At 65.4% G+C, this 26,592-nt stretch carries 22 protein-coding genes; 10 read left to right on the top strand and 12 right to left on the bottom strand.

The window, feature by feature from the left end; all coding sequences use genetic code 11:
* Positions 1-21: 21 nt before the first annotated feature.
* Both ABZ293_RS37060 and ABZ293_RS37055 read left to right on the top strand, forming a co-directional pair.
* Complete coding sequence (locus ABZ293_RS37060; protein WP_355188564.1) at positions 22-228, top strand: Tn3 family transposase; 207 nt, start codon at positions 22-24, stop codon at positions 226-228.
* 218 nt (positions 229-446) lie between these two features.
* Positions 447-1,187: an SDR family oxidoreductase gene (locus ABZ293_RS37055; RefSeq protein ID WP_355188525.1), complete on the top strand. Its 741-nt coding sequence runs from the start codon at positions 447-449 to the stop codon at positions 1,185-1,187.
* Positions 1,188-1,478: 291 nt separating this feature from the next.
* On the opposite strand, the gene ABZ293_RS37050 is transcribed toward ABZ293_RS37055, so the two are convergent.
* Together ABZ293_RS37050 and ABZ293_RS37045 are read right to left on the bottom strand one after the other, a co-directional pair.
* Positions 1,479-2,590 (bottom strand): IS3 family transposase gene (locus ABZ293_RS37050; RefSeq protein ID WP_355188523.1). Its coding sequence is split into 2 segments (ribosomal slippage): positions 1,479-2,323 and positions 2,323-2,590, totalling 1,113 coding nucleotides; the frame shifts between segments, so codons are not numbered across the junction.
* A gap of 102 nt (positions 2,591-2,692) precedes the next feature.
* The gene (locus tag ABZ293_RS37045) at positions 2,693-2,935 is read right to left on the bottom strand and encodes a hypothetical protein (protein ID WP_355188521.1); all 243 of its coding nucleotides are present in this window, start codon (positions 2,933-2,935) and stop codon (positions 2,693-2,695) included.
* Between ABZ293_RS37045 and ABZ293_RS37040 the strand changes: the two genes are divergently transcribed.
* The 4 genes from ABZ293_RS37040 to ABZ293_RS37025 all read left to right on the top strand — a co-directional run bounded on the left by ABZ293_RS37040 (position 2,919) and on the right by ABZ293_RS37025 (position 8,499).
* Positions 2,919-3,809, top strand: a complete 891-nt coding sequence (locus ABZ293_RS37040; RefSeq protein ID WP_355188519.1) for an alpha/beta hydrolase family protein — start codon at positions 2,919-2,921, stop codon at positions 3,807-3,809. The genes ABZ293_RS37045 and ABZ293_RS37040 overlap by 17 nt on opposite strands.
* Positions 3,810-3,966: 157 nt before the next feature.
* The gene (locus ABZ293_RS37035) at positions 3,967-4,794 is read left to right on the top strand and encodes an FAD binding domain-containing protein (RefSeq protein ID WP_355188517.1); all 828 of its coding nucleotides are present in this window, start codon (positions 3,967-3,969) and stop codon (positions 4,792-4,794) included.
* Positions 4,791-7,517: a molybdopterin-dependent oxidoreductase gene (locus ABZ293_RS37030; protein WP_355188515.1), complete on the top strand. Its 2,727-nt coding sequence runs from the start codon at positions 4,791-4,793 to the stop codon at positions 7,515-7,517. Before ABZ293_RS37035 ends, ABZ293_RS37030 begins: the two co-directional genes overlap by 4 nt.
* Positions 7,518-7,527: 10 nt before the next feature.
* The gene (locus ABZ293_RS37025) at positions 7,528-8,499 is read left to right on the top strand and encodes an antibiotic biosynthesis monooxygenase (RefSeq protein WP_355188513.1); all 972 of its coding nucleotides are present in this window, start codon (positions 7,528-7,530) and stop codon (positions 8,497-8,499) included.
* 5 nt (positions 8,500-8,504) lie between these two features.
* Here ABZ293_RS37025 and ABZ293_RS37020 read toward each other — a convergent pair whose 3' ends face one another.
* Entirely contained in the window at positions 8,505-11,669 is a 3,165-nt protein-coding gene (locus ABZ293_RS37020; RefSeq protein WP_355188511.1) for a multicopper oxidase domain-containing protein, read from the bottom strand.
* A gap of 532 nt (positions 11,670-12,201) precedes the next feature.
* Here ABZ293_RS37020 and ABZ293_RS37015 point away from each other — a divergent pair.
* The gene (locus tag ABZ293_RS37015) at positions 12,202-13,602 is read left to right on the top strand and encodes a lipase family protein (protein ID WP_355188509.1); all 1,401 of its coding nucleotides are present in this window, start codon (positions 12,202-12,204) and stop codon (positions 13,600-13,602) included.
* Positions 13,603-13,605: 3 nt separating this feature from the next.
* On the opposite strand, the gene ABZ293_RS37010 is transcribed toward ABZ293_RS37015, so the two are convergent.
* Positions 13,606-14,337, bottom strand: a complete 732-nt coding sequence (locus ABZ293_RS37010; protein WP_355188507.1) for a GNAT family N-acetyltransferase — start codon at positions 14,335-14,337, stop codon at positions 13,606-13,608.
* Positions 14,338-14,561: 224 nt separating this feature from the next.
* On the opposite strand from ABZ293_RS37010, the gene ABZ293_RS37005 reads away from it, so the two are divergent.
* Positions 14,562-15,632 carry an NtaA/DmoA family FMN-dependent monooxygenase gene (locus ABZ293_RS37005; protein ID WP_355188562.1) on the top strand — a complete coding sequence of 357 codons (1,071 nt, stop codon included), beginning with the start codon at positions 14,562-14,564 and terminating at the stop codon, positions 15,630-15,632.
* 31 nt (positions 15,633-15,663) lie between these two features.
* Here the strand turns inward: ABZ293_RS37005 and ABZ293_RS37000 are convergent, their stop codons facing one another.
* The 7 genes from ABZ293_RS37000 to ABZ293_RS36970 all read right to left on the bottom strand — a co-directional run bounded on the left by ABZ293_RS37000 (position 15,664) and on the right by ABZ293_RS36970 (position 23,034).
* Positions 15,664-16,131, bottom strand: a complete 468-nt coding sequence (locus tag ABZ293_RS37000) for a cupin domain-containing protein (protein ID WP_355188505.1) — start codon at positions 16,129-16,131, stop codon at positions 15,664-15,666.
* A gap of 153 nt (positions 16,132-16,284) precedes the next feature.
* Complete coding sequence (locus ABZ293_RS36995; RefSeq protein ID WP_355188503.1) at positions 16,285-17,580, bottom strand: NtaA/DmoA family FMN-dependent monooxygenase; 1,296 nt, start codon at positions 17,578-17,580, stop codon at positions 16,285-16,287.
* A gap of 586 nt (positions 17,581-18,166) precedes the next feature.
* Positions 18,167-18,502, bottom strand: coding sequence for an Lsr2 family protein (locus tag ABZ293_RS36990; RefSeq protein ID WP_354953442.1), 336 nt, complete (start codon positions 18,500-18,502; stop codon positions 18,167-18,169).
* Positions 18,503-18,828: 326 nt separating this feature from the next.
* Entirely contained in the window at positions 18,829-20,010 is a 1,182-nt protein-coding gene (locus ABZ293_RS36985; RefSeq protein WP_355188501.1) for a cytochrome P450, read from the bottom strand.
* 1,131 nt (positions 20,011-21,141) lie between these two features.
* Entirely contained in the window at positions 21,142-21,621 is a 480-nt protein-coding gene (locus ABZ293_RS36980) for a hypothetical protein (protein ID WP_355188499.1), read from the bottom strand.
* Between the two features lie 188 nt (positions 21,622-21,809).
* On the bottom strand, positions 21,810-22,499 hold the full coding sequence (gene merB / locus ABZ293_RS36975; protein ID WP_355188497.1) for an organomercurial lyase: 690 nt from the start codon (positions 22,497-22,499) through the stop codon (positions 21,810-21,812).
* Between the two features lie 85 nt (positions 22,500-22,584).
* Positions 22,585-23,034, bottom strand: a complete 450-nt coding sequence (locus ABZ293_RS36970) for a MarR family transcriptional regulator (protein ID WP_355188495.1) — start codon at positions 23,032-23,034, stop codon at positions 22,585-22,587.
* Between the two features lie 90 nt (positions 23,035-23,124).
* Here ABZ293_RS36970 and ABZ293_RS36965 point away from each other — a divergent pair, with 90 nt between their 5' ends.
* Both ABZ293_RS36965 and ABZ293_RS36960 read left to right on the top strand, forming a co-directional pair.
* Positions 23,125-23,925: a class III extradiol ring-cleavage dioxygenase gene (locus ABZ293_RS36965; RefSeq protein WP_355188493.1), complete on the top strand. Its 801-nt coding sequence runs from the start codon at positions 23,125-23,127 to the stop codon at positions 23,923-23,925.
* A 25-nt stretch (positions 23,926-23,950) separates the two neighbouring features.
* On the top strand, positions 23,951-24,487 hold the full coding sequence (locus ABZ293_RS36960) for a DoxX family protein (RefSeq protein WP_355188491.1): 537 nt from the start codon (positions 23,951-23,953) through the stop codon (positions 24,485-24,487).
* Positions 24,488-24,783: 296 nt separating this feature from the next.
* Here the strand turns inward: ABZ293_RS36960 and ABZ293_RS36955 are convergent, their stop codons facing one another.
* The gene (locus tag ABZ293_RS36955; protein ID WP_355188489.1) at positions 24,784-26,511 is read right to left on the bottom strand and encodes a GMC family oxidoreductase; all 1,728 of its coding nucleotides are present in this window, start codon (positions 26,509-26,511) and stop codon (positions 24,784-24,786) included.
* Positions 26,512-26,592 lie beyond the last annotated feature (81 nt).

Here is a 26,592-nt window from a genome sequence, read left to right as displayed (position 1 = left end):
CGTGGGTGAGCCTCACAAGCGCTGGCGGGCAAGGAGATTCACCGGAAATCAGTATCACCAACGGTCGAATGCCGAATCGAATGCAATTCCGCGCGTTTCCGGTGGGAGTTGATCGCCGAGCAGTACGACCAGATGGTGAAGTACGCGACCGCGATCCGCACCGGCACCGCATCGACGGAGGCGATGCGTTCCGAGGGATCGATGCAACCATTGGATAGGCGTCGCTGAGGGCTTTCGGGTGGCGACCCGGTACAGCGATGACCCGTTCCGAGCGAGCGTAGGTATAGACACCGAAGTGCCTGTCCGCCGCATATGACAGATATCTGCGCCCCTTGGTCTTATATCCGCAGATCGTCCTGCACTCGAGCCGAATCATCACTTGTCCGAACGATTTCGTTGAGGAGCGAACCATGAGCGATTCTCCACGTCTGGCCGGCAAGCGGGCATTGGTTACCGGTGGCGGGCGCGGCATCGGGGCCGCGATCGCGCGTCGGCTGGCCGCCGATGGTGCCGCGGTCGCGGTCAACTACGTCTCGAACAAGTCGTCCGCAGACGCGCTCGTCGCCGAGCTGACCGACAAGGGCTACCAGGCAGTGGCATTGCGCGCCGACGTCAGCGACCCCGACCAGACCCGAGTGCTGGTCGATCAGGTGGTCGCGGCGTTCGGCGGGCTGGACATCTTGGCCAGCAACGCGGGCATCGAGCATTTCGGAGCGTTGGAGTCGATCACGCCCGCAGACTTCGAACGAGTGTTTCGCACTAATGTGGCCGGCCAGTTGTTTGCCACTCAGGCAGCAGTGACGGCGATGACCGGCGGCGGGCGCATCCTGCTTACCTCGTCGATCAGCGCACGCATCAGCGTCTACCAGCACACCTTGTATGCGGCCAGCAAGGCGGCGGTCTCGGCGATGGTACTCAACCTGGCGCCCGAACTGGCCGAGCGCGGCATCTCGATCAACGCGATCGCCCCGGGTGGCACCGCCACCGACATGGCTGCCGAAGCGGCGAGCCACTACATCCCGCCGGCGCTGCGTGACGCGCCCGCCGAGGCGGTGATCAAATCGATGACCGCGCTCGGGCGCCTGGCCGAACCCCATGAAATCGCCGCGGTCGCTGCGTTCATACTCTCTCCCGACGCCTCCTACCTCACCGGCACCACAGTCGAGGTAGCCGGCGGCCTGCGATAATCGTGCGTGCCGAGGCCGGGAATTACCGAGGAGTCAGGGAACTTTCCTCATCGTCCTCGGCGACGCGGGTCGTACCCGCTGGATTCGAGTATCGCGGGCCGTTACCTGGCCGAACAGGGCTTCATGTACTTGGTGACACGGTCGTCAACGGCACCACAGGATGAAGCTGCCCTTTCGTAGACAACAACGCGCAACCTCCTGTTCGCCAGGAGGTGTGAGACTCGCGGCCGCGCAGCCGACGAGTTATTCTGACGGGACCCCGACGTTCGGTCCACCGGGTATGAGAGCCGGTTATCGGTGGATGCAGGTTGCAGCGTATCCGGCTGGGGTGTTGTAGCCCAGTGCGGAATGTCTTCGGCGGTGGTTGTATTCGTCCTTCCAGTCGCTGATCACAACGCGGGCTTGGGTGAGGGACCAGAAGCTGTTGATGTTGAGGCATTCGTCGCGCAGGCGGCCGTTGAACGATTCGATGTAGCCGTTGCGCCAGGGCTGGCCGGGCGGGATGAACGCCAGACCGACCCGTTCACCGGCCCAGTCGGCCATGGCCTGGCAGGCCAGTTCGGGTCCGTTGTCACAGCGCAGCGCGGCCGGGTAGCCGCGGTCGACGGCGATGCGGTCGAGTTCGTCGATGAGCCGGTCGGCGGTGATCGACCGCTCGACCAGACCGCCGAGGCATTCGCGGGTGTGCTCGTCGACGATCGAGACGATCTTGACCGGGCGTCCGTCGTCTGTGGCGTCGAATTGGAAATCCACTGCCCACACTCGATTCGGTGCGTTCGCCTCGGCTGTCACGATGGTGGAGGTGCCCAGACGTTTTCGGCGGCGTCGCTGCGGCACTCGTAGTCCCTCGTCGCGCCAGAGGCGTTGGATCTTCTTGTGGTTGACCGTCCAGCCCTCGCCACGGGCGTCGTGGTAGGCGCGGCGGAAACCCTGCCGTGGATGCGCTTTGGCCCATTCGCGTAACCAATCACGCAGCGCCGCATCGGGATCGGCGGCGGTCTCATTGCCCGGAGGTCGGCGTTGGGTACTTCGGTGTTGCCCGGTGACCCGGCAGGCGAACCGTTCGCTCAGGCCCAGCACCCGCATCAGGTGCGCCACGGCCGCCCGCCGGCGTTCCGGGTCTAGAAGTTTCCCTTGGCGATCTCCTTCAACGCCGCCTTCTCCAGTTCCGCCTCGGCGAGAAGCCGTTTCAGAGTGGAGTTTTCGCGTTCGAGGTCCTTCAAGCGTTTGGCGTCATCGGCCTTCAGGCCGCCGAACTGGTTGCGCCAACGGTAATAGGTCGCCTCGGTGATCTGCAGGGTCCGGCACACGTCGGCGACGTCCCTGCCCTCGCCCAACAGCCGATCGGCCTCGCTCAGCTTGCGCACAACCTGTTCGGGGGTGTGCCTCTTGCGTGTCGCCATGATCTTCGAGCCTTCCTGCCCACTACGTGGGCCGCAAGAGCTCTCACACTCCCCGGACCGAAATCATGGGGTCAGGTCAATTCGCCGTGCCGCGCGACGGATTCAGTTGTCGGAAAGTGGCCGCCGCTGTGCGATATCGGCAGTGGCGTAGGAAAAGCAGGGCTCAGAGTTGCGATACCGCTCGTTTTTGCGCAGTGCGGCAATGGTGATAGCGGCGGGCGTATTCGGTACGACGCTGTCATCGACACCGTTCGCACCATCGGGAGCGGCGGAGCCGGGCGTCAGTGTGCCCGATGGGGCACATACCTCGCCGGATGGTTCGCGGATCGTGGATACCAGGGTCATCGATGCTCGGCATCTCGTTCTCACCGTCTTCTCGGCGGCGATGAACAGCGAATTCACTGTGGAGGTACAGCGCCCGGCCGATATCTCCGCGCCGCGTCCGGTCCTGTATCTGCTCAGCGGCGGTAGCGGCGGGAAGGGGCAGGCGTCGTGGGATGGGCTGACCAGCGCAACCGACTTGCTGCACGATAAGAATGTCAATGTGGTGCAGCCCGTCGGTGGTGCCGCGTCCTACTATGCGGACTGGCGAGCGCCGGATCCTCGGCTGGGCGTCATGAAATGGAAGACGTATCTGACCGAGGAGTTGCCGCCGCTCATCGATGCCGCTCTCGGTACCAACGGGATCAATGCGATTGCGGGCGTGTCGATGTCGGGTACCTCGGTACTGCAATTGCCGATCGCGAAACCCGGCCTGTACCGAGCGGTGGCGGCCTACAGCGGATGCGCGCAGATAGCCGATGCTGTCGGCCAGTCCTATGTCCGTATCACGGTGGCCTATGGCGGTGGCGATGCCGTGAATATGTACGGCCCACCCGACGATCCGATGTGGGGCGCCAACGATCCGTACCTGAATGCGGACGGGCTGCGTGGCATCAGCCTGTATCTGTCGAGTGGGAATGGGCTGCCCGGCCCCTATGACAAGGCCGGTGATCGGCATCTGGTCGGGGGTGGAGCCGCGCTGGCGAACCAGATCCTGGTCGGCGGCGTCATCGAGGCCGCGGTGGAGCAGTGCACACGCAATATGGCCGCCCGGTTGGCGGATCTGGATATCCCCGCGACCGTTGAGCTGCGTCCGTACGGCACTCATTCCTGGGGCTACTGGGGTGATGAACTGAGGGCGTCCTGGCCGGTACTGGCACAGGGGCTGGGATTGTAGGCATATGGGCTGATCAGCGCCATGGCCCTCGTCGAGTCGGGTACGTTGACGGGCAAGCGAGTACATGAACGGCGATGCCCCCGAGCGGGCGGATTCGTGGCGCGACGAACTCGGCGGGCGATCGGCAGCACGGCACCTTCTCCGAAGGAGCGGCGCTATGGATCTCAATACGATCACCGATATCGTTCGGCGACCCGCCGACCGACCGGGCGCGGACTGGCGCGACGGTGACGCGTGGCTGGCCGGAGGAACGTGGTTGTTCTCGACCGAGCAGCCGGAACTGCGCCGTCTGATCGATCTCACCGCACTCGGCTGGGACAGCCTGGTGCCCAGTGCCGACGGCCTCGAGATCGGCGCGACATGCACCATCGCCGAGCTGAATGCCTTTGCGCCGCCGAGTGACCGGCCCGCCGGCGCGCTGTTCCGCACCTGCTGCGAGGCGTTCCTGTCCTCGTTCAAGGTCTGGAACGCGGCGACAGTGGGCGGCAATATCTGCATGTCGCTGCCCGCGGGCCCGATGATCACACTGACGGTCGCGCTCGAAGCCACGTACACCCTGTGGGCTGCCGATGGTGGCGAACGCACGATCGATGCCGCCGACTTTGTCATCGGCGACCACCGCAATGTCCTCGCGCCGGGCGAGATCCTGCGGCGCGTCGATATTCCGGTCGTCGCGCTGCGCAAGCGTTACGCGTACCGGCGCTTCTCTCTGACGCGGCTGGGCCGCTCGACGCTGTTCATGATCGCCACCCGGTCGCCGGGAACCGCGGACCTCCTGCTTACCATCACCGCGGGCACCACCCGTCCGGTGCGCTTGGCATTCGACAGCATGCCCGACGCCGAGGCGCTGCGGCAGCGCATCGACGCCCTACCCGATGACCTGTGGTTCGGCGATGCGAACGGCACCCCCGATCACCGGCACCACCTGGCGAGGCACTTCGCCGAGGAGATCCGCGTCGAGCTCACCGAAGGCGGCTCCGCATGACGTACACCGTGAACGGAAACACCTTCGAAGACGAGCCGAATCCCGGTCAATGTCTGCGCACATTCCTGCGCTCGCTCGGCATGCACGGTGTCAAGAAGGGGTGCGATGCAGGCGATTGCGGCGCCTGCACGGTCTGGCTGGACGGGCATCCCGTGCACAGTTGCATCACGCCCGCATTCCGCGCCGAGGGACGTGCGGTCACCACGATCGAGGGTCTCGGCTCGCCTGCGAATCTGCATCCGATGCAGCGGCAGTTCCGCGACGCTCCCGGCTTCCAGTGCGGCTTCTGCACCGCGGGCATGATCATGACCAGCGTGGCGCTCACCGACGCCCAGAAACAAGATCTGGCGCGTGCGCTGAAGGGAAATCTCTGCCGCTGTACCGGCTACCGGGCGATCGAAGACGCGGTGCGCGGTGTCGTCGGGATCGAGGTCGCACTGCCGGGCCGAGCCGTCGGCACCAGCGTCGGCGCGCCGGCCGGCACCGAGGTGGTAACCGGGCGTGCGGAATTCACCATGGACACCGCGATCGAGGGCATGTTGCATCTGAAGGTGCTGCGCTCGCCGCACGCCCATGCCCGCATCGTATCGATCGACACCACCGCGGCGCTTGCGGTTGCGGGTGTGCATCGCGTGTACACCTGGGAGGACGTGCCGCGCAAGCGGTTCACGACCGCGATCCACACCGATCACCTGGTCGATCCCAGCGACACCTACATCCTCGACAATGTGGTGCGCTTTGTCGGTCAGCGGGTGGTCGCGGTCGTTGCCGACACCGTCGGGGCGGCGGAAGCGGGTTGTCGCGCGGTGATCGTCGAATACGAGGTGCTGCCCGCGGTTTTCGATCCAGAAGCGGCGATGGCCGACGGTGCGCCCCAGCTGCACGGCTCGCACGACCCGTTCGTGCGGGATCCCGAGCACAATATTCTGCTCGAGATCCACGGGCACGTCGGTGCTGTCGAGGCGGGATTCGCCGAGGCCGATGTGATCCACGAGGGCACCTACTCTTCGCCGCGCGTACAGCATGCGCATCTCGAGACGCATGGATCGATCGCCTGGCTCGAAGACGGCCGACTGCACGTTCGGACCAGCTCCCAATCCCCGTCGATCGCCAAGGACAAGCTCGGTTATCTGTTCGACCTGCGTCCCGATCAGCTCCGCGTGTTCTGTCGGCGGGTCGGTGGCGCGTTCGGCGGTAAGCAGGAGGTCATCACCGAGGATCTGGCCGCACTCGCCGCATTGGACACCGGTCGGCCGGTGTGTTTCGAGTTCACCCGCGAAGAGGAGTTCACGACGGCGTCGCCGCGGCATCCGATGTCGATGACGGTCAAGCTCGGCGCGCGCGCCGACGGCACGCTGACCGCGATCCAGGTCCGCAATGTGTCGAATACCGGTGCATATGGAAACCACGGCGGCGAAACACTGTTCGCCGGTGGCGCCGCCGTCGCGATCTATCGCTGCCCCAACAAGAAATTCGACGGCTATTCGGTCTACACGAACACCGTGCCCAGCGGTGCGCTGCGCGGCTACGGCATGACCCAGCCCGCGTTCGCAATGGAATCCGCCATGCACGAGCTGGCGGTCGCACTCGATATGGATCCGCTCGAGCTGCGGCGGCGCAATATCGTGCGCCCCGGTGATGCGCTCGTGGCATTCGACGACGGCCCGGACGATGTCATGTTCCGCGAGGAGGGCCTCGGGCGCTGCATTGATCTCGTCGACGACGCGCTGCGGCGCAATACCGCCGAACTGCCACCGGGCGACGGGTGGCTCATCGGCATCGGCACCGCCAGTTCACTGCACGAGACCGCGCCACCGACCGACCACCTCGCCGAGGCCTGGCTGACCCTCGGCGACGATGGCATCTACGAACTCGCCATTGGCACAGTCGAATTCGGCGAGGGCACCCCGACCGCACATGTGCAGATCGCGGCCGATCAACTCGGCACCACGCCGTCACGGGTGCGTCTGGTGCAATCCGATACCGACCGAACCGGATTCGATACCGGCGCATTCGCCAGCGCCGGACTATTCGTCGCCGGGAACGCGGTGCTGCGGGCCGCTGACGCCTTACGCTATCGCATCGTGTTTGTGGCGGCCGCACATATGGGCGTCGATATCGCTTCGTGCGCGATCGACGACACCGGGGTCATCTGTGGTGAGCGCCACCTATCACTATCGGAGCTGATCGATGTGGCACACCGGCGCGGCATTCGATTGACGGAGGCGCGCAAGGCATTCGGATCGCCGCGCAGCGTCGTCTTCAACTCCCACGGATTTCGCATCGCGGTGCACCGGATGACCGGTGAGATCCGCATCCTCTACAGCGTGCACGCCACCGATGCCGGTGTCCTCATCAACCCGGCCCAGGTGCGGGGCCAGATCGAGGGCGGCGTCGCGCAGGGCATCGGTTTCGCGCTGACCGAGAACTTCCACGTCGACGCGAACGGCGTCATGGTCAACCCGAATCTGCGCAACTACCGCATCCCGACCTACGCCGATATTCCCCGCACCGAAGTACTCATGGTCGACTCCGCCGATTCGGTCGGGCCGATGCACTCGAAAGGGATAGCGGAGTGCTGCGTCAACCCGGTCGCGCCCGCGCTGGCCAATGCGCTGGAGAACGCGACGGGGATCCGATACCGCGCGCTGCCACTGACTCCCGAGCGCATCTACCGGCGACTCATTGCGAACGCGCCGGTTCCGACGCGAGCCGATCCGTGAGGAGGGGGCGATGGACGCCGGGAAAGGTAGCGGCAGTGCGGCGACGGTCATTATCGGCCAGCGGGTGCGCCCGGGTTTCGAGAAAGATTTCCGGATCTGGCAGGAGGACCTGAATGCGGCAGCCTCGGGTCACGTCGGATTCCTCGGCGCGGAGATCGCCGCTCCCACTGCAGTGCAGCCGGAGTGGATCGTGGTCTACCGCTTCGACTCGGTCGGTCATCTACAGGACTGGATAAACAGCGCCACCCGCCAGGAATTCCTGGACCGCGGCCAGCAATACTTCGACGGTCCCGCCACTCAGCAGGTCATCGGTGGCGGTGCGCGGCCCGTCGATCCCCTCGTGACGGTGGTCGTCACCCATCGCGTTGCACCCGACAGCGTCGCGGATTTCCTTGCGTGGCAGGCACATCTGAGCCGGGAGGAGGCGAAGTTCGCAGGCTTTCGCGGTACCGAGCTCTTCCGCCCCATCGACGGTGTGCAGGACGAGTGGACCGCGCTCTACCGCTTCGATACCGCGGCGAATCTGGCCACCTGGCTCACCTCGAAGCGGCGCCAGGAACTTCTCGCCGAGGGCGAGAAGTTCAGCGACTTCGAATTGCGCACCATCGAGAACTCGTTCGGCAGCTGGTTCGCCTTCGACGAGAACGGACGTGACACTCCGGCGCCGTCCGATACCAAGACCGCCGTCGCGGTGTGGGTCGGCCTCTACCCGACGGTCGTGCTGCTCACCCTCGCATTGTCACCGTTGCACATGCCGCTGTGGCTGGGGTTGCTCATCGGCAATCTACTGTCCAGCTTCGTGATGAGTTTCTTGACGATGCCGTATTACGTGAACCGGTTGCTGCGGCGGTGGCTATGGCCGCCTCCGGATGCTCCCGCCGCCAAGACGAACCGCGAGGGCATCGTTATCGTCGCTGCCGTCATGCTGGTGTGGGCTGTCATTTTCTACGTGGTGACAACCCAACTCTGGACATTGCCCTGACCCGGCTATCGGCCGCCGAGCGGCGCGGGTCCGGTCGGTGCGGGAATCGCGGTCAATAGCGTCGATGTCAGGGTTGTGGCCGACGGGTCGGCGCGGCCGAGTCCGAACTTGCGGACCTCGGCCCCGGTGCCCGCCTGCCCACTGACGAGCAGATCAGCACCGGAGGTCGTGCTGGTTGTCCCCACCCGCACCCCGATACCAGCAGGTCCGTCGGCGAACGGGACGAACGATGTGACCTCGCGGAACGCGATCGGGCCCGCGTGGTGGTTCGGGCTCTCGGTGTACATCGCGGGCTGCCCGTCGAGACGCGAGCCGCTCGACCACACGCGCACCGTGCCCGCGCCGCCGAGCATGCCGGTGACAATGCTCTGCGCCCCGCCCTCGGCACCGGCCACCCATCCCGTCGAGAGCGAGACACTGTCTCGGTAGCTCTGGTCGAAGGCCAGGAATTCCGAGGTCATCATCGGATCGCCGGAGTATCCGGCGTCCGGCGTGCTTTGCGCCGCGGCGGTCGGCGGGTACAGGTCATAGCGAAAGGTCTTCACCCGCGGGGCGTCTCCCGGCCCCGGCGCCGTCACAATGCTGGCCCGGCCGGAGGCGCTGTCGACCATCCCGGTCGCGATGGCGACTCCGGTCGTCGATCCGGGATACGGTGTGAAACTCGAAAACTGCTCGGGCGCTTTGTCGCGCCCTCCGGGCAAGGTCGAGGAGAAGATCTTCACCCGGGATTCGATGCCGGGACCCGAGCCGACGATGATGTTGTCGGCCGACGCATTGCCGTCGATATCGGCGCCCGCGACATTGACGCCGCCGCGGAAGTCGGGCCCGAACGGTGCGAAGCGAGTCAGTTCGGCGCTGAAGGGTGCGGCGCCAGCGCCGTTGTAGGCCACTACTTCCGAGGCCACTCCCGCACCGGTACCGGCGACGAGGTCGAGCACTCCGTCGCCGTTGACATCGGCCATGGCAACCGTCGGTGTGCCCTCGAATGACGGGAACGGCGTGACCGTCGCGACCGGCCGGTCGCCATTGCCGTCGTAGACCCGCACGGTTGCGGGCGTGCCGGGGGAACCCGCGATCGCTACCGCGTAGGTCGATACCGCGGGGATGACATTGACGAGCGCCATCAGGCCATTGTCTTCGTGATTGAGGCGATGGCAGTGGATCACGAAGGTGCCGGTGTACTCGGTGAACCGCATACGCAATGTCACCGAAGCGGGCACGAGCGGATTCTCGTACTCGTCGGTCACGGGGGCGGGCACATTGACGTTGTCCTCACCCCACATCTGCACGCCGGTCCTGGAATTCGCCACCGGATCGACGATCTCCATCACCTGCATATCGTTCACGTGGATGTGCATCGGGTGCTCGTCGTTGTTCAGGTTCGTGAACAGCCACTCCTCGACCGAGTCGAGTCGCGGCTGCAGCAGCGGGATATTCGGGAAAGTGTTGTCGTCGAACTCGTAGGTGAACGCTTTGGGATCGCTGCTGCTGGCCTTGTCATTGCCGAATCCGCCTGTGACGGTGAGCTTTCGGCGCACATCGGGGGTACCGACCGAGGCGTCGACGAAGGAGGTGTACGCGTCGAGCTGCTGGCCGGGCACGAACGGCGTGGTCTGTCCGGTGCCCTCGTCGGGCCGCACCTGGAGCAGCTTCTGAATGGGGAAGGTGAAGAAGCCGTCTTCATAGCTGATGACCGAGGGGTCTACGGTGATCGTTCCCAAGACGGCGGGTGGGTTGTCGGTGCCGTTATTCGTATAGAGCACACCGGGATTCGTGACGGGGTGGGCTCCCGGCGCAGGGGGCATCTCGAGGATGAGACCGCCGGTCTTCGGCATCGTCACCGCGATCGCGTACCGCGACGCGGGCGGTATGACCAGACGGGTGCCGTCGCCGTCGACCGGCAGGTGGACCTCGGGGAAGGGGACGCCGTCCTGGCCGACGATCGCGAATTTCGGATGGCTGCCCGTTGCCGTCTCGGTGAGCGTGACCGGCATGTAGGCGAAGTCGCTGATATTGGCCAGGACCCAGATCTCGGTCTGCCCCGGCTTCAGCCGCAGCGCGGGCTGGAACTGTCCGTTGATCGTGAACTGCACATCGCGCTGGTTGTCCGGCAGGTTCGGGTCGGCCGGGATCGAGATGGGCGGCTGGGTCGTCGGATCGCTGGTGAAGCTCTGCAGGTTGGTCGGTACGAATTGGTTCTGCCCACGATGGTTGGCGGGCGATAGCGGCCCGGTATGCCAGTTGGTGACATATCGGGACCCGATGGTCGTCTGCGCGAAGTTCACCGGGGCCAGACTCGGCCGGTACGTGCCGTCGGCGAGTTGTGTTCCCTCCGGTGGCCGCAGCGTGCTCACAAATTGCGGCCAGTTCGGATCGTTCAACTCGTGGCCGGTGCCCTTGCGGTCGAAGACGAAGTTGTACTGCAGTGCCATGGTGCGGATCGGAATGTTGTTGCGCGTCACCAGCGGCAGATTGCCGTCGGGTCGTCCGATTTCCAGTAGACCCGCCAGGCCCTTGTAGGTCTGCTGAGCCGTGACCGTATGGCGATGGCTGTGGTACCAGTACAGGCCGTTCGGCATGCTCTGCGGTACCGCGAAGTCGTAGACATTGCCCTTGCCCGCCGGGATATCGAGCAGGACGTTGTCGGCGTTGCCATTGGGGCTCACGTGCAGCCCGTGGGTGTGCAGGTTCAGCGGCGAGGAGGTGAGGGCGGGCGGGTAGATCGGTACATCCCCACCGGCCGGGGTGAAAGCGGGGTTGTAATAGTCCCTGATCGTCAGATCGCGCAGATCGTTGTCGAAGTGCACGATCAAACGCTCACCCGGTTCGACGTGCAGTGTCGGGGCCGGATAGCCGTTGTCGCCCTTGGTCGATCCGTCCGAGGCGGTGCCTCTGATCAGTTCGTAACCGAAGACCAGGAAGTTCGCGACCGGTTTCGAAACCGTGTCGAGGGCAACGGTGCCCTGGTGCGCCGACAGTCGCACTTCCAGCACGCCGTCCTTGCTCGCGAGTTCGACCGGCTCCCGATAGGCGACCGGGGCGGCATTGGGGCCAGCATTGCCACCGCCCGATGGTTTGGACCGATCGGACGTGCATGCCGCGATCAACAGTGCGATCGACGCGGCGACCGCCACGACCGCGACAATTGGATTCCTGCGATGGGTGACCATGGGGATTCCCGCTCCACGAGGGCGACTGGGCTCCAAAGCATTGATCGACGATCCAAAGACTACTCACGATCAATGACCGGGGTCTGGAACTCACGGGATCGGATACCGACCGATCGGCCCCCGCGACGCCTGGTTTTATCGCCCGAGGCAAGTTGACCGGGACGTACGGACGTGGCTGATCTGTGCGGCCAACCTACGTTCGGTCGACGTATGCGGGACGGAGGGTTTCGATCGGGGTTTGCGGCCCGGGACACCCGGTGCATGTCGACAAGAATGTGCTGGCGGGTTGCCTTCGCGCGATCCTGGGATGGACGGCGCTGACCGACCGCCTTCGGCCCCTCCTACCTGCGGTTACAATAGCCGAGCCGCGCTCATCTTATCGCCTGCGTACCCGTGGGTTTCGGCTTTGTGCCGGAGCCACACCGAAGACAGCCTCGATCGTGAGAAGTTCGAACCGCGCTGAGTGCGGTTCCGGTGCGACATAGTCTGGCCGCTCGGGGGGCGGCCTCGGATTCCGGAGGAGCAGATCGAAATGTCGAAACTCCGAGCGGTTGTCGTCGTTGCGGCCATGGTGGGCTGCTCACTATTGGTCGGCCCGGTGCCCGCATCAGCGGGCCCCGGTATTTCCGAACACCCGCAACCGCCGACGCAGCCAGCTGGTTCGGTGCCGTCCGAGCTACAGCAGTGGATCGATGCCACCATTCCGGCCCCATCGTTCGCGCCGGCGCCATCACCGCCGACGCGCGCATTGCCCGCCGAACTCGCCGCATTGTGGCAGGCGGTGCGGTCCGCGCCGTCTGGGGATCCGATCTTCGACGAATGGCCGAGTGGTCTCGACGCGCTCGCCCCTGGCGATATCGTCGAATGGCGTGATGTGACCGCGACTTCCGCGCTGCTTGTTACGGAGCCGATCAGCCGGGCGGTGCTGCTGAAGTTCCGGACGACGGACGCCTCGGGCAGGCCGTCCTTCGGTACCGCGACATTGATCATTCCCGCCGCCGCGTGGACCGGTCCAGGGGAGCAGCCGGTGCTGGTGAGTGCATTGCCGATCAATTCGCTCGGGCTCAACTGCACGACGAGCTATGCGATGGCGCACGGGTTGCGCAACAATTTGTTTGGGGATGATCTGTTCCCGCCGACCACCGCTTGGGCGCTCAGCCGTGGCTATGCGGTGCTCATTCCCGATCACGAAGGTCCGTGGATGGCGTATGCGGAACCGAACGTCGCCGGGCATGTGGTGCTCGATACCATTCGGGCGGTGCGCAATCTGTTTCCAGCGGAGTTCGAGGGCAGCCGTTTCGCCGTTGGCGGGTATTCCGGCGGCGCGATCGCATCGTATGCGGCCGCGATGCTGCTCGACGAGTATGCACCGGAACTGGGCGGTGTGATGGTCGGAGCGGCCATGGGGGGACTGGTGACCGACTATCGAATGGTCGCGCAGCGCTTCGATGGCAGCTCCGAATCCGGCATTCTGTTGGCCGTCGCGCTGGCGATGGGCCGCGAATACCCGGAGATTCTCGAGCATATGAATCACTTGGCACAGTGGGTGGCATCCTCGCCGATCAAGGACACCTGCGGTGACAGCAACGGCCCGCTCGGCGTGGTCGGCATCCCGATCGAGGTCGCGGCCGATATCGCCGACCCACTCGACAGTGATGTCGCCGACGCGGTCTTCGCGCGGACCGACCTGACAAACCGGAAATCCGGTGTCCCGCTTTACATTTACCACGCCGCCACCGACTTCTGGATCCCCTTCGAGAACGGCTACAACCTCTACCGCGACCAATGCGCCCGCGGCGTCCCCGCGGTACACCGCACCGAGCCCGGCGAGCACATCATCGCCCTGTTCACCGGCTTCCCCGGCGAGATCGACTGGCTCGACGGACGACTGCGCGGCGAACCCGCCCCGAACGAATGCGGCACAGGTTCCTGACGGCTAGTTCGTAATCGGGCCGATGGTTGGTGGCGCTTGCACGATCGTCAGCGGCGAGCGTTTGCGCAGGGTGAATCCGAGCGTTTCATACAAACTGATCGCTGTCGCATTATGGGCGACGGCATGCAGGAACGGTGTCTCGCCGCGGGCACGGATGCCAGCGCCAACCGCGCGGATCAGGCGTGAGGCGAAGCCGCGGCCGCGGAATTCGGCATCGGTGCAGACCGCGCTGATCTCGGTCCAGCCCGGCGGATGCAGGCGTTCACCTGCCATCGCCACAAGTCGGCCGTCCACTCGCAGGCCAAGGTAGGTGCCCATTTCGATGGTGCGCGGCGCGTATGGGCCCGGTTCGGTGCGGGCGATCAGGTCGAGGATTTCGGGCACATCCGCCGCGGTAAGTACGTCGAGTTCCGGGTCGTGTGCGACGCGTAGCGCAGTGCCGTCCATTTGCACCGAGCCGAATTCGTTCAGCACCGTCCAGCCCTCCGGCGGCACGTGGCCGTAGCCGCGCAGCGCGGTGCTGCCACCCGGGCCGAGCAGGGTGGCCAGATCGGCCCAATCCTGATCGTCGAGCACCGGCGGATGCCCGACGAATCTGGCGACTTCCGGGTCGTAGCGGCCGATGCGGCCCACCCAGCTGGCGAACCGGTGGTGCTCGCCCCACAGCGACGCCCGCACCGGGTCGTCGAGCGGGTGCAGTGAGGTATCGATGTCGATGGTCGACTCGGTGGTCATCGCGCATTCCTCCGCAACAGGGTCCGACCGGAGAACCTTAGCGAGGCACACGACCGCTGGGACCGGTTGCGCTCATCGCAATTCATATCCGGTGGCGGCCTTCGAATCCGCTCGCGCACAGGGTATTTCCCAGCGCTCGAGCTGATCTCAACCGTTGACGGGCGCCAACGCCAGGGCGGAATCGTGCGCCCCGAACCCCGCCTGGCCACTAGGTATGGGACTCGATCAACGCGACCTTCAACGAGCCCTACGAGCTGGCCCGCCAGCTGGCGAGCCTGGATCACCTATCCGACGGTCGCGCCGCGTGGAACGTGGTGACCTCCTTCGACGCCTTCACCGGCCAGAACTTCCGGCGCGGCGGATACCTCGATCCGGCCGACCGCTATGCACGGGCCGAGGAGACGCTGAATGCCGTTCGCGCCCTGTGGGATTCCTGGGATGCCGCCGATCTCGTCGCCGACAAGGATTCCGGCCGGTTCCTGGCCCGCTCGGATGCCGGGGCATTCGCCTTCCACGGCAGCCAATTCGACATCTCCGGCCGGTTCACCGTGCCACGCAGCCCGCAAGGTCGGCCGGTGATCCTGCAGGCCGGTGTGTCACCGCAGGGGCGCGCATTCGCCGCGGCCAATGCCGATGCCATCTTCTCCCCGTACGGCAAGCTGCCCGAGGCGGCGGACTTCTACCGAGATATCAAGGCGCGCGCAGTCGCGGCCGGACGGGCGGCCGAGGACATCAAGATCCTGCCATCGGCGAGTTTCGTGCTCGGCGATACCGAGGCCGAGGCGACCGAGAAATTCCATGCGATCCGCAATGAGCAGGTCACGGGGCAGACCGCGCTGATCCTGCTGGAGCAGATCTGGAACCGTGACCTGTCGGGCTACGACCCGGAGGGCCCGGTACCGGACATCGATCCGGACCCCGATGCCGCACCGATCATTCAGGGACGCGCCTTCGTGCACCAGGACCGCTTCGCCACGGTCGAGCGCCTGCGTCAGGTCGCCGAGGCGAAGAAACTCACCCTGCGCGAGGTGGTGATCGACCAGTTCGAGCGCGGCCCCCTGGTCGGAACCCCCGCCCAGGTCGCCGAGCAGATCGATACGTTCGTCCAGAACGACGGCTCCGACGGCTTCATCCTCGGCTCGCACCTGGTCCCGTGGGGTCTCGACGAATTCGTCGACAAGGTGGTGCCGCTGCTACAGGACCGCGGCGCGCTGCGCACCGAATACACCGGAACCACGTTGCGCGCTAACCTCGGTCTCCCGGACGTGCGGTCGGCGGTATCGGCCAACGCCTGAGTTCCGTTGCAGCTCTTGATAATCCGGGTGCTTACCGAGCCGGGTGGTGCGGGTCGATCCACGGGACCGATTCGGGGTTCTCCGCTATCGGAATGTCCAGATTTATGACGATCGGCTCCTGATCGCTGCGGATCACCACGCAGCTCAGGGGCTCATCGTCGTCGGCATTGAGTTCCTGATGCGGTACGAACGGCGGGACGTAGATGAAGTCACCGGGACCCGCTTCGGCCATGAACTCCAGCTGGTCGCCCCAGCGCATGCGGGCGCGCCCGGCGACCACGTAGATCACGCTCTCTAGCGGGCCGTGGTGGTGCGCGCCGGTCTTCGCACCGGGATCTATCCGCACGGTGCCCGCCCAGATCTTCTGAGCGCCCACCATGGCATTGCTGATCGCGGCTTCGCGATACATGCCGGGCGTCTGTGCGGTATTGGGGTCGAGGCGGTCGCCGGGGACGACCCGCACTCCCTCCCGCCGCCAGTCCGGTGTGCTGTCATTCATCGGATCGGGCCTTTCGGCGTCAATCGTGGAATTGTGCGGTTATTGCCAGGCTACCCCGGCCAGGGTTGGACTCGGGGCAGTCCGCCACCCGAGTGCAGGGGTTGGCCGGTGATCGGCGGATGTTGTCGATCCCATCACGGCGCACCGCGGCGGTCAGCGCGCGGGTAGTGGTGGGAGTTCGAGGTTCTCGCGGAATGTGTTGCCGACGTAGTCGTTGCCGGCGATGCCACGACGGCGTAGTTCGGGCAGGAGTCCGTTGGTGACGAAGTCGCGGGTTCGGGGATCGGCCAGTCCGCCCAGTGAGATGACATCGAGGACGCCCGCGCGATAGCGCTCTTCGATGGCGTCGGCGAGTTGTTCCGGAGTTCCGGCGGCGGCCCAGTGGCCGGTGTCCTTGGCGGCGATGATGAGCTCGCGCAGTGTGCGGCCAGACGCCGCGAGTTTGGTGAAGATCTCCACCCGGCCGCGGCGGCGATTCACCGAATTCAGTTCCGGCAGTACGGTTTGCGGTATCGGTTGGTCCAGCGGTAGTTCGGAGAGGTCGACGCCGCCGCCCAGCATATCGGCCAGGCGGATTCGGCCTGCGTCGAAATCGGTGGCTTCGGCTTCCTCGCGGACCAGCTGGCGAACCTGCTCCTCGGTTGCTCCGTATGTCGCGTGCAGCGAGCTCATGATCAGTGGCAATCCGGGTGCGCGGCCGAGCTCTGTCGCGCGGGCACGGACCCACTTCGTGTAGGTGACCGCGTCCTCGAGCGTCGGCAGCGAGGTGAAGACTACCTCGGCGAAGCGGGCGCCGAGCTCGATACCGCCTGCCGATTGACCCGCCTGGAACTGGACCGGGCGCCGCTGCGGCAGCGGTGGAATATTGAGCGGGCCCCGCACCGTGAAGTACTGCCCCGCATGCTCGATCGGGTGCACCTTGGTCGCGTCGAGGATCGCGCCACCGTGCCCGTCGGGGGTCAGTGCCCCCGGCTCCCAGCTGTCGAACAGTGCATTGACCACCTCGAGCGCTTCGGTCGCGCGCGCATACCGATCCTCCGGGCTCGGCAGGTCCTGGTCACCGTAATTCTCTTCACCCACCGATGACGTCACGACGTTCCACGCGGCGCGGCCGTTGCTCACATGGTCGAGCGTTCCGAAGAGCCGGGCGAGGTTGTAGGGATGATGAAAGGTGCTGGTCACCGTGGCGATCAGGCCGACGTGTGTGGTCACCGCGCTCAATGCGGACAGGAAGATCAGCGGCTCCTGCGCGCCGATCGCGCCCTGCGCGCCGAAGCTGAGCAGATCGGCGGCGAACAATGCGTCGAACCTATTGGCCTCGGCGATCTTCGCGATCTCGATGGCGGAGGTCACCGTCGATTCCTTCGCATCGATGGCGGCCGCATATACGCTCACCGCGCCGCTGACTCCGGTGACCGTCTTCAGCGGCCGACGTCGTGCAGAACTCATTTACCGAAGCCAACCGTATCGCCCATCCGCCGAACAGGATTGCGATCAGTCGGACGCGAATTCGATGTGCACGGAAACCGATCGCGTTCGCTTTGACGGTACTCACCCTGGCTCTGCCGCGGCCGAAGGTGCGCAGTTCATGACGGCCCCGACAGCTCATAGCGACCAGCGGGCGGCCACTACTTCGACGGCATCAGGCGGCACCGGTCCCGACGTCGCGATCGAAACGGTTGCAACGAAGAAGCATACGACCGACGGTGCATCGAAGGTTGTGGCGCCGTTCGCCGTTGGACCTGTCGCGGCCATGGCGGCGGTGGGCGGAGGGCAACGCCTGCCGCGAACTCGGTTACCAGACCGGTGCATTGGGAGGCAGTGTGGCCAGTTGACGGCGTCGTGGACTTTGCGAGCCCGCTCGGCGATACGCGGAGTATCGCCGAGCGGGTTCCCTTCCCCGTTCGCTGTGCGGACGCCGCCACGTCGCACAGCGCAGCAAGCTTAGCCAACCAAGTCCGCGGCGGTGGGGAGCCGCGCCGTAATGGCGCCGAATTTCCTGCGCCGGTACGGGCGCGCAATTCCGATGGCCGGGTTAGGCGTTGGCCTTCTCGTACGCATTGGCCACCTCGGCCGAAATCCGTCCGCGTGCCGAGACGGTAAGGCCCTTCTTGCGTGCCCAGTCGCGGATGGCGGCGGTGCGTGCGCGGTCGTTCGCCGAGCGGGAGGCCAGGCCCCGACCCCGCGGTGCGCGACCGGTTCTGCGGGCGTTCAGTGTCCAGTTGTCGAAGACGCCGCGCAGCTGGCTGGCATTGTCCGTGGACAGATCAATCTGGTATTCGACGCCGTCCAGTGCGAAGGCCACTGTTTCCTCGGCGGGGGACTTGCCATCGTAGTCATCGACCAGCGTCACAACGACCTTGCGTGCCATGGGCATTCCTGTTCATGAGTCGACAGCGGGCAGAGAAACGTGATCATAACGAGTGCCTGCGAGGGCAACTCGCAGGCGTCTCGCTCACCGAGGCCGTCCTATGCCGCCATTGGCTCGCACCCCACCGTCCCGGCCGCAACACCGGTTGCTTCGGGGGCGCAGCCAGCCGCAGTTCCGGCAGGGCACCATGCTGACAGTGACCAGCTGATTCGCGGACAGCCATACCTCGTCGATGAGGAAGGGCTGGCGCGGGTGGGACAGGCCGTCGTCGGCCAACGATAGGTCCTCGGCCGGAATTTCGCGATGAATTCAGCCGGGGATTCTCGCTATACGAAAGTGAGCGGTGGTGCTGGAGGGAAGATCACCGGCACCGCGGTCGGCGCACGGTGAAAGGCGCCCAGCCGCCACTGCAACTGGTCGGCGGGCACGGCCAATTCGATATCGGGTAGCACGTCGAGCAGTTGGTCGAGCGCTTCTTGCACAATGACCATGGCCACCGACTGGGCTGGGCACGAACGCGGCCCGGCGCCCCACGCCAGATGCGAACGGTTGCCGGTCCGGTCGCCACCGACCGCGGGATCGTTGTTGCACGCCGCCAAACTGATAACAACGGGCTGGTGGACCGGCAACCACGAACCCCCGATTATCTGTGGCTGCCGTGGAAAGCGCGAACAAAAGTTCGCCAGCGGTGGATCGGTGAACAGTACTTCGTCGATCGCATCGCGGATGGACAGCGCACCACCTAGGAGCTCGTCGTGGAACTGGTCATTGGTCACCATCAACAGCAGTGCGTTGACGATGAGGTTCCACGTCGGTTCGGTACCCGTCGAGTACAACACCGCCGTCTGCGCCACGATCTCCGCGTCGTCGAATCGGGCGGAATGTCCGATCAGCCAGGAAATTACGTCCGCACCAGGCGCCGCGCGCTTGGCCGCCACGACATCCGATATCGCCGCTGTGAACCGCTGTTCGCCGTGCTCGGTCGAGGCCGCATCCGAGGCGTCACGCAGTGCCACCAAGGCCGCAAATGCTTCCTGCCCGGCCTCCGGCGAGAGCCCGAGGAGATCGTTGAGCACCCGCACGGTGAGCGGGACGGCATACTCGCCAAGCAGATCCGCGGAACCGGTCTCGCAAAAGCTGTTGATCAGTGGCACCGCGATGGCTTCGACCGCGTGGCGTAGGGCGTACAGATCGACTTTTTCGAGGCTGGCCGTATAGGCGGCCCGATGACGGGAGTGGTCCTCGCCCACCGTCTTCGACCCGGTGGGCCCCCACTCCATCATCGGTAGGACCGGGCAGTGCTTCGGAACGGTGGCCTGCCAGGCCCGCGGGTCCGCCGGGAAGTGGTCGGGATCACTCAGGATGTTCAGTGCTTCGCGGTAGCCGATCACGAGCGTCGCGGGCACATCGACGGTTATCTCCACCGGAACGAGCGGACCGTGACTGCGCCGCATATCGTCGTATGCGGCGTGCGGATCGGCTGCGAACTCCGGCGAATGCAGGGACATGGCCAAGAAAGTAGCTCCCAAGAACGAATAACACGTCAACGGTGAGATCTGGTCAACTGCACGGTCTTTCACGCCTGTGTATGCGACCGTATCCAGATCGTCGGCCCACTACCGGTAATAAGGGTCGAAGCATATTGCTACTGGAACGCTACAAAGTGGATGGATCCCATTTATCCACAGGCAGTTACGGCCTTACGCGTTTAGAACCTCGGTGGCTGCTCCCCGGTCGGCGCAATCATCGATACGCCTGTACGAAACCGAGCGGTACGCCAAATGCGTTTGACCGTAACATGTTTCGATCATCGTGGGATCATACCCCCTCTGCGTAGCGGTCCGCAGCGCGATCCGGTTCTCGCAGCACTATTGCCGCAAATCGGGGAATATTAGCCATATCCGACCGTCCAGTAGCTGGCGGCGTGCATGTTCGTGGCGCGGCTCGGCCGACGAGGGGCTCTTGTATTTACGGCGGCACTGACTACGGCGTGTCCGGTGCTCAGCTAGCAGCCTCCGGGCAAACGCGGCCAATTGCCGTATCGGCGGTGGAAAAGGCCGCGCACTTTCGGCGCAGAATTGGTTGACCCACGTCGAACGCACTCAGTCGTACGCAATCTGGCGTCTCGAGAAGGTCGAGGATCGGTTCCGCTGCGCGGCGCTACCGGTTTGCCATCTCGTCACACGCGCCACATGAGCACCAGTGTGGCCGAGTCGCATTCACACGCCCGCCGGTGCCTGTGATGCGTACGGGCGGCAGGTTGTGACGGGCACCAGCTTCAGTGGGGCTCGTCGGTCAGGACACCGTTCGGTGCGGGTGCGCTCGCCTCCCCGTGGCTGATGAAGCGTTGGGGAGCAAAGTGCCTCGCGCTCGGCATCGCCCTGTGGCGGCGGTGACGTACCTGTGCCTGACATCCGACGAGGTGAATCTCGCCGTCGCCGACACCGTGTCTCGAGCATCGAGGCGCGATACCGAGGCCGCAGTCGGTATCGCGGGCGTAGCGGTATTCGAGGGCAGGGCGCGCACAGTCGGTTCGGGCAATCCGATATCTCTCCCCGGATCTGCTCGGCCGCGTCCTGCCGAATAGGCGCGCAAGGTCGTTGTCCGCGAGCCGATTTCCGGCGGCGCGGATCGAGATCTCAGCAGGCCACACCGTTGAGGTGCGGCTTGCGGCCGGTTTCGGCGGCGCGCACGGCGGCGGCGATGGCGACAACCGGCGGCACCCAGCGGGCCTCGGCCGGGGAGATTCCCCAGCAGGCCGCACCGGCCGAGAGCCGGGTCGGCGGCAACGGGATGCTCGCACCGCTGGTGTGCACGATCGCGCCGACCGCGCGCAACGCGCCGATCGCCTTCGCGGCCTTGGCGGCGCCGACGACCAGATGGATCTCGCGGCGCTGCGCGCCCGGAATCTCGATCACCGGACCGGACAGATTGTTCGCCCGCAGGAACCGGCGCACGGTGGCGGCCAGTGTGCCGGTGAGTTCGATGGCCGATATCTGCTTGTCGGTGATCAGGCAGACACCATTGACCGTTTCGGCGACGGTCCACCCACGTCGGCGGCAGTCCTGAACCGTATCCGAAGTGGCCTCGGTGACGGAACTCGGAAACGTCGTGGGCACTGTCTTCTCCGTTCTGGGTCAATCTGCGACCATCAGCGTCACATCCCTACCTGGGCATCAAATCTGTTGGCGCTTAGAGTTTCCCAACAGATTTCTTACGGCCCCGATTCTGCGGGGTTCGCAGGGCCGGTGACATCGGCCTATGGTCGCGGCCGGTGTCCTCCTTTGGTAGGACACCGGCGCCGGAATCATCCGGGTAAACCCCAGAACTGCCCGTGCAGTCCCACCTGGGCGAAATAGGCCGTGGCCGAGGCCGGATCGCGCCGGGTGTACCCGGATTCCATGCGCCCGGCGTACCAGTCGCTGGCCAGCCGCCACAGCGTGGCCAGGTCCATGACGTAACCCGGTGTCTGCCCGGTGTTCTCGAGCCAGGTGTCGACGCAGTCGGTCGAGCAGAACACGCGCTGGTTGGCGCAGCTGTGCACGACGTCGTCCCAGATGCGGGGGACCGGGGTGAGGAAGTGGGCCACCTGATCACCCGCGGGCGGAGCCGCGCGTCCAACCACCCAGGCGTGCGGAGTGTCGCAGGCCGGGCAGCGCGTGGCGACCAGCACGTCCGGCTCGTCGTGGAGCAGGTGTGGGATGGCGAAGGAATCCCATGCGCAACCGCCCCACCACAGCGTGCCGGTGCCCATTACCGAGAAGCCGAGCGGGATGGCGGCGAAGGGGTGCGCCATGAGGATCCGGTCACGGTCGTGTTTGTCGAGGACCAGATCGCGGTGTTCGTGCAGCGCTGCGAGCGCGTCGCGAACCTCGGGGTGCGCGAGTCCGGTCTCGGCTGCGAGATCCGCTGGGGCAGGGGCGGTTCCGGTGCCGGCGAAGTGGGCGTACACCGCCACGCGGACCTGTTCCCGCATCATCGCGGAAGGATCGTTCATTGCTCTACCTCCTGACACAAGTGCGGTGTCCCAGCCTCGGCCCCGGCGGATCGGAAGTCTTGAACGCTGGTGCAGCGGGCGCGACCTACCCGAGTCGGCGCGCTACCTCGCCGAGTCCAGTGGCTATGGCCTCCTGCTGTTCGGGGCTCAGCACATCGATGAGCACGCGACGGACCGTTTCGACATGGCCGGGAGCGATCTGCTCGAGACGGTGACGGCCGTCCGCGGTGAGAACGGCGGTGACACCGCGGATATCGGTCGGACAGGCCTCGCGGCGGACCAAGCCGGACTTCTCCAGCTGCGTAACCTGGTAGTTCAGGCCGCTTTTCGAGGTGTAGAGCGCATCAGCGAGTTCGGTCATCCGCAGTTGGCCGTCCGGGGCGGCGGCGAGGCGGACCAGGACTTCGTACTGGGTGTGCGAAAGCCCCTCCTGTTTGAGGTGCTGTTCGACCTGACGGCCGACGAGTGCCCAGGCCGCAAGGAAGCCCTGCCAGGCGCGCATCTCCCGATCATTGAGCCATTTCGGATCAGCCACGGCACCCACCCTACTCGTGTTGTTCAAATTTGAACAACAGGCTATAGTCGCGTGGAGTTCAAATTTGAACTACTTGGATGGAGAGCAGTGATGAGTGCAGTTTCGCGTCGCGATTCGATGAGCGGTGAGCCCGGGCAGATGCCGGTGCTCTACCTCTCGCACGGTGCGCCGCCATTGGCCGACCACCCGCGGTGGCCCGGGGAGTTGGCCGCGTGGTCGCACGAATTGCCCCGGCCCACGGCGATTCTGATGATCTCCGCGCATTGGGAGGCCGCGCCGATCGCGCTCGGCGCGACCACCACGGTGCCGCTGGTCTACGACTTCGGCGGCTTTCCGGAGCGCTACTACCGGGTGCAATATGCCGCGCCCGGGGCGCCGGAACTGGCGGACAAGGTGCGCAAACTGCTCGGCGGCGGCGTGGTCGATGTCCCGGATCGCGGGCTGGACCACGGCGCCTATGTGCCGCTGAAGGAGATGTATCCGGATGCCGATATTCCGGTGCTGCAACTGTCGATGCCGACGCTGGACCCGCAGCGGCTGCTGGCGATCGGCCGCAAACTCGCGCCGCTGCGCGCCGAGGGTGTGCTGATCATCGGGAGCGGCTTCTTCACCCACAACCTGCGCGCCATCACCGCCGATGACGAGCACGTCCACAGCTTCACCGCCGAATTCGACGCCTGGGGCCGGGAAACCCTCGCCGCCCATGATCTCGACGCCCTGCTCGACTTCGAAAACAAGGCCCCCGCGGCACATCTCGCGCATCCGCGCACCGACCATTTCGCACCGCTGTTCGTCGCCCTCGGCGCGGGCGCGGACGATCTGGCCGACCAACGCACCGTGATCGACGGGTTCTGGCTGGGCATGGCCCGGCGCTCCATCCAGCTCGGCTGATCCACCCCTGACGAAAGGCATCCAGATGACCGCAACGCTCACCGCCCCCGCACCGACCTCCGAAACCGCCACCCCCACACATACTTACGACCTCGGCCTGCTGGTGCTGCGCCTGGCTGTCGGCCTCACCATGGCCGCCCACGGCGCCCAGAAACTGTTCGGCTGGTTCAACGGCGGTGGCCTCACCGGAACCGGCAAGTTCTTCGAAATGAGCGGCTACCCCGCGGGCAAAACAATGGCCGCCGTCGCCGGACTCACCGAAACCCTCGGCGGCCTTGCCCTGGCCATCGGCCTACTCACCCCCCTCGCCGCCGCAGCGCTGGTCGGCACCCTCCTCAACGCCATCGCCGTCAAATGGGGCGGCAACTTCTTCGCCCCCAAGGGCATCGAATACGAACTGATCCTCACCCTCGCCGCCGCCTCCCTGTCCCTGACCGGCCCCGGCCGCTACGCCCTTGACCGGTTCATCCCCGCCCTGCGCACCCACCGCCTCATCGTCGGCTTCGCCGCCATCGTGCTGGCCCTGGTCACCGCAGGCGCGATCCTCCTCATCCGCAACTAACCCATACCCCGAAACTGCACTATCTCCCCAGGCTCCGCCCGCCCCCTGACACACCCCGACCCGCCCGGCAACATCGCCGGGCGGGTCTTTCACATCCCACCCAAACACGCCGAATAGTCATCGAGAATGCGCTGGTGCAGGTGCGTTCTCGACGTTTACCTGCACCAGCGCATGGTGAGCGTTTGTCCAAGTCCTAGTGGGGGAGTTGTGTGTAGGGGGCGACGGGGCAATGCATGGTGTCGAGTGGTGTTGGCAATGGTGCTGTGAGGTTCGGGGGTGCTTTGGGAGGTTGACGGTCAGGGGACGATGTCAGCTGTTTTGGTGCGGATTTCGACGATTGGGAGGGTGAGGGCGGTTGGTGCGTCTGCGGGGACGACGGGGTTGTTGGGGGCGATGGGGTGGATCTGGTGGTAGGCGACGTCTTGTGGGGGGCGGTGATCTTGTTCGCCCTTGTTGGGCCAGTAGGCGGCGGAGCGTTCGGCTTGCGCGGTAATCGTCAGTGACGGATTGACGCCGAGGTTGGCGGAGACGGCGGCGCCGTCGACGATGCTGAGTGTCGGGTAGCCGAAAACTCTGTGGTAGGCGTCGATTACGCCGGAGTTGCGGTCCGCGCCGATGGGGGCGCCGCCGAGGAAATGGGCGGTGAGGGGGATATTGAAGACTTCGCCCCAGCTGCCGCCTGCGACACCGCCGATTTCGTCGGCGACCTTGCGGGTCACCTCGTTGCCCGCCGGAATCCAGGTCGGATTCGGTTCACCGTGGCCCTGTTTGCTGGTGAGTTTGCGGCCGAAGAGGGTGCGCTTGGTGTAGGTGGTGATGGAGTTGTCGAGGTGCTGCATCACCAGGGAGATGATGGTGCGTTCGCTCCAGTTCTGCACGCTCAGGAAAGTGAGGAGGGTGAACGGGTTTCGCACGACCTGCCCGAGGAAGCGCAGCCAGCGCGGTATTCTGCCGCCGCCATCGACCATGAGGGTCTGCAACAGCCCCATCGCATTCGAGCCCTTGCCGTAGCGAACGGGTTCGATATGGGTGTCGGCGGTCGGGTGGATCGATGAGGTGATCGCGACGCCTCGGGTGAAGTCGACATCCGGATTCACCTTGCGGGTGGCCGCGCCCACTATGGATTCGGAGTTGGTGCGGGTGAGTTCGCCCAGCCGGTTGGACAGTTCGGGGAGTACGCCCCTATCGCGCATGGCGTGCAACAGCTTCTGGGTGCCGAGGGTGCCCGCGGCGAGTACGACCTGGCCCGCGGTGTAGGTGTGCGGACGCTTGCGCACCCACGCGCCGGTGCGTTCGGTCGAGACGTCCCAGGTGCCATCGGGCAGTGGGCGGAGCGAGGTCACCGTTGTCATCGGGATCACCTGTGCGCCAGCCTTTTCCGCGAGGTACAGATAGTTCTTGACCAGGGTGTTTTTCGCGCCGTGACGGCAACCGGTCATACATTCACCGCATTCGAGGCAGCCGGTGCGGTCGGGTCCGACGCCGCCGAAGTACGGATCCGCCACCGTTTTTCCCGGTTCGCCGAAGAAGACACCGACCGGGGTCTGTACGAAGGTGTCGCCGACGCCCATGTCATCGGCGACCTTCTTGAACACTTCGTCCGCGGGTGTCAGATGCGGGTTCTGCACCACGCCGAGCATCTTCCTTGCGCGCTCGTAGTACGGGGTGAGTTCCGCGCGCCAGTCGGTGATATCGCGCCACTGCTGGTCCTGGAAGAACGGCTCCGGCGGCATGTAGAGGGTATTCGCGTAGTTGAGTGAACCGCCGCCGACACCGGCGCCGCCGAGGATCAGCACATTGCGCAGCGGGTGGATGCGCTGGATGCCGTAGCAGCCGAGCTTGGGTGCCCAGAGGAATTTGCGCAGGTCCCAGCTGGTTTCAGGGAGCTCGTCATCGGAATAGCGACGACCCGCCTCGAGCACCCCGACCCGGTAGCCCTTCTCGGTCAGCCGCAGTGCCGTAACGCTGCCGCCGAATCCTGAACCGACGACGAGTACGTCGAAATCCGTCGCCCGCTGGTCCATGTGGTGCTCCTCGATCTGTGTCGCCAGTGACACCGGTAACACTACTACCGAGTAGCTAAGCCTCGCTCGAGGGTTCAGAGC

It is taken from the genome of Nocardia sp. NPDC005998 (assembly GCF_040614395.1).
Lineage (GTDB): Bacteria > Actinomycetota > Actinomycetes > Mycobacteriales > Mycobacteriaceae > Nocardia.
Note: the sequence above shows the minus strand (reverse complement) of the source record. Positions and strands in the feature narration are given on the sequence as shown.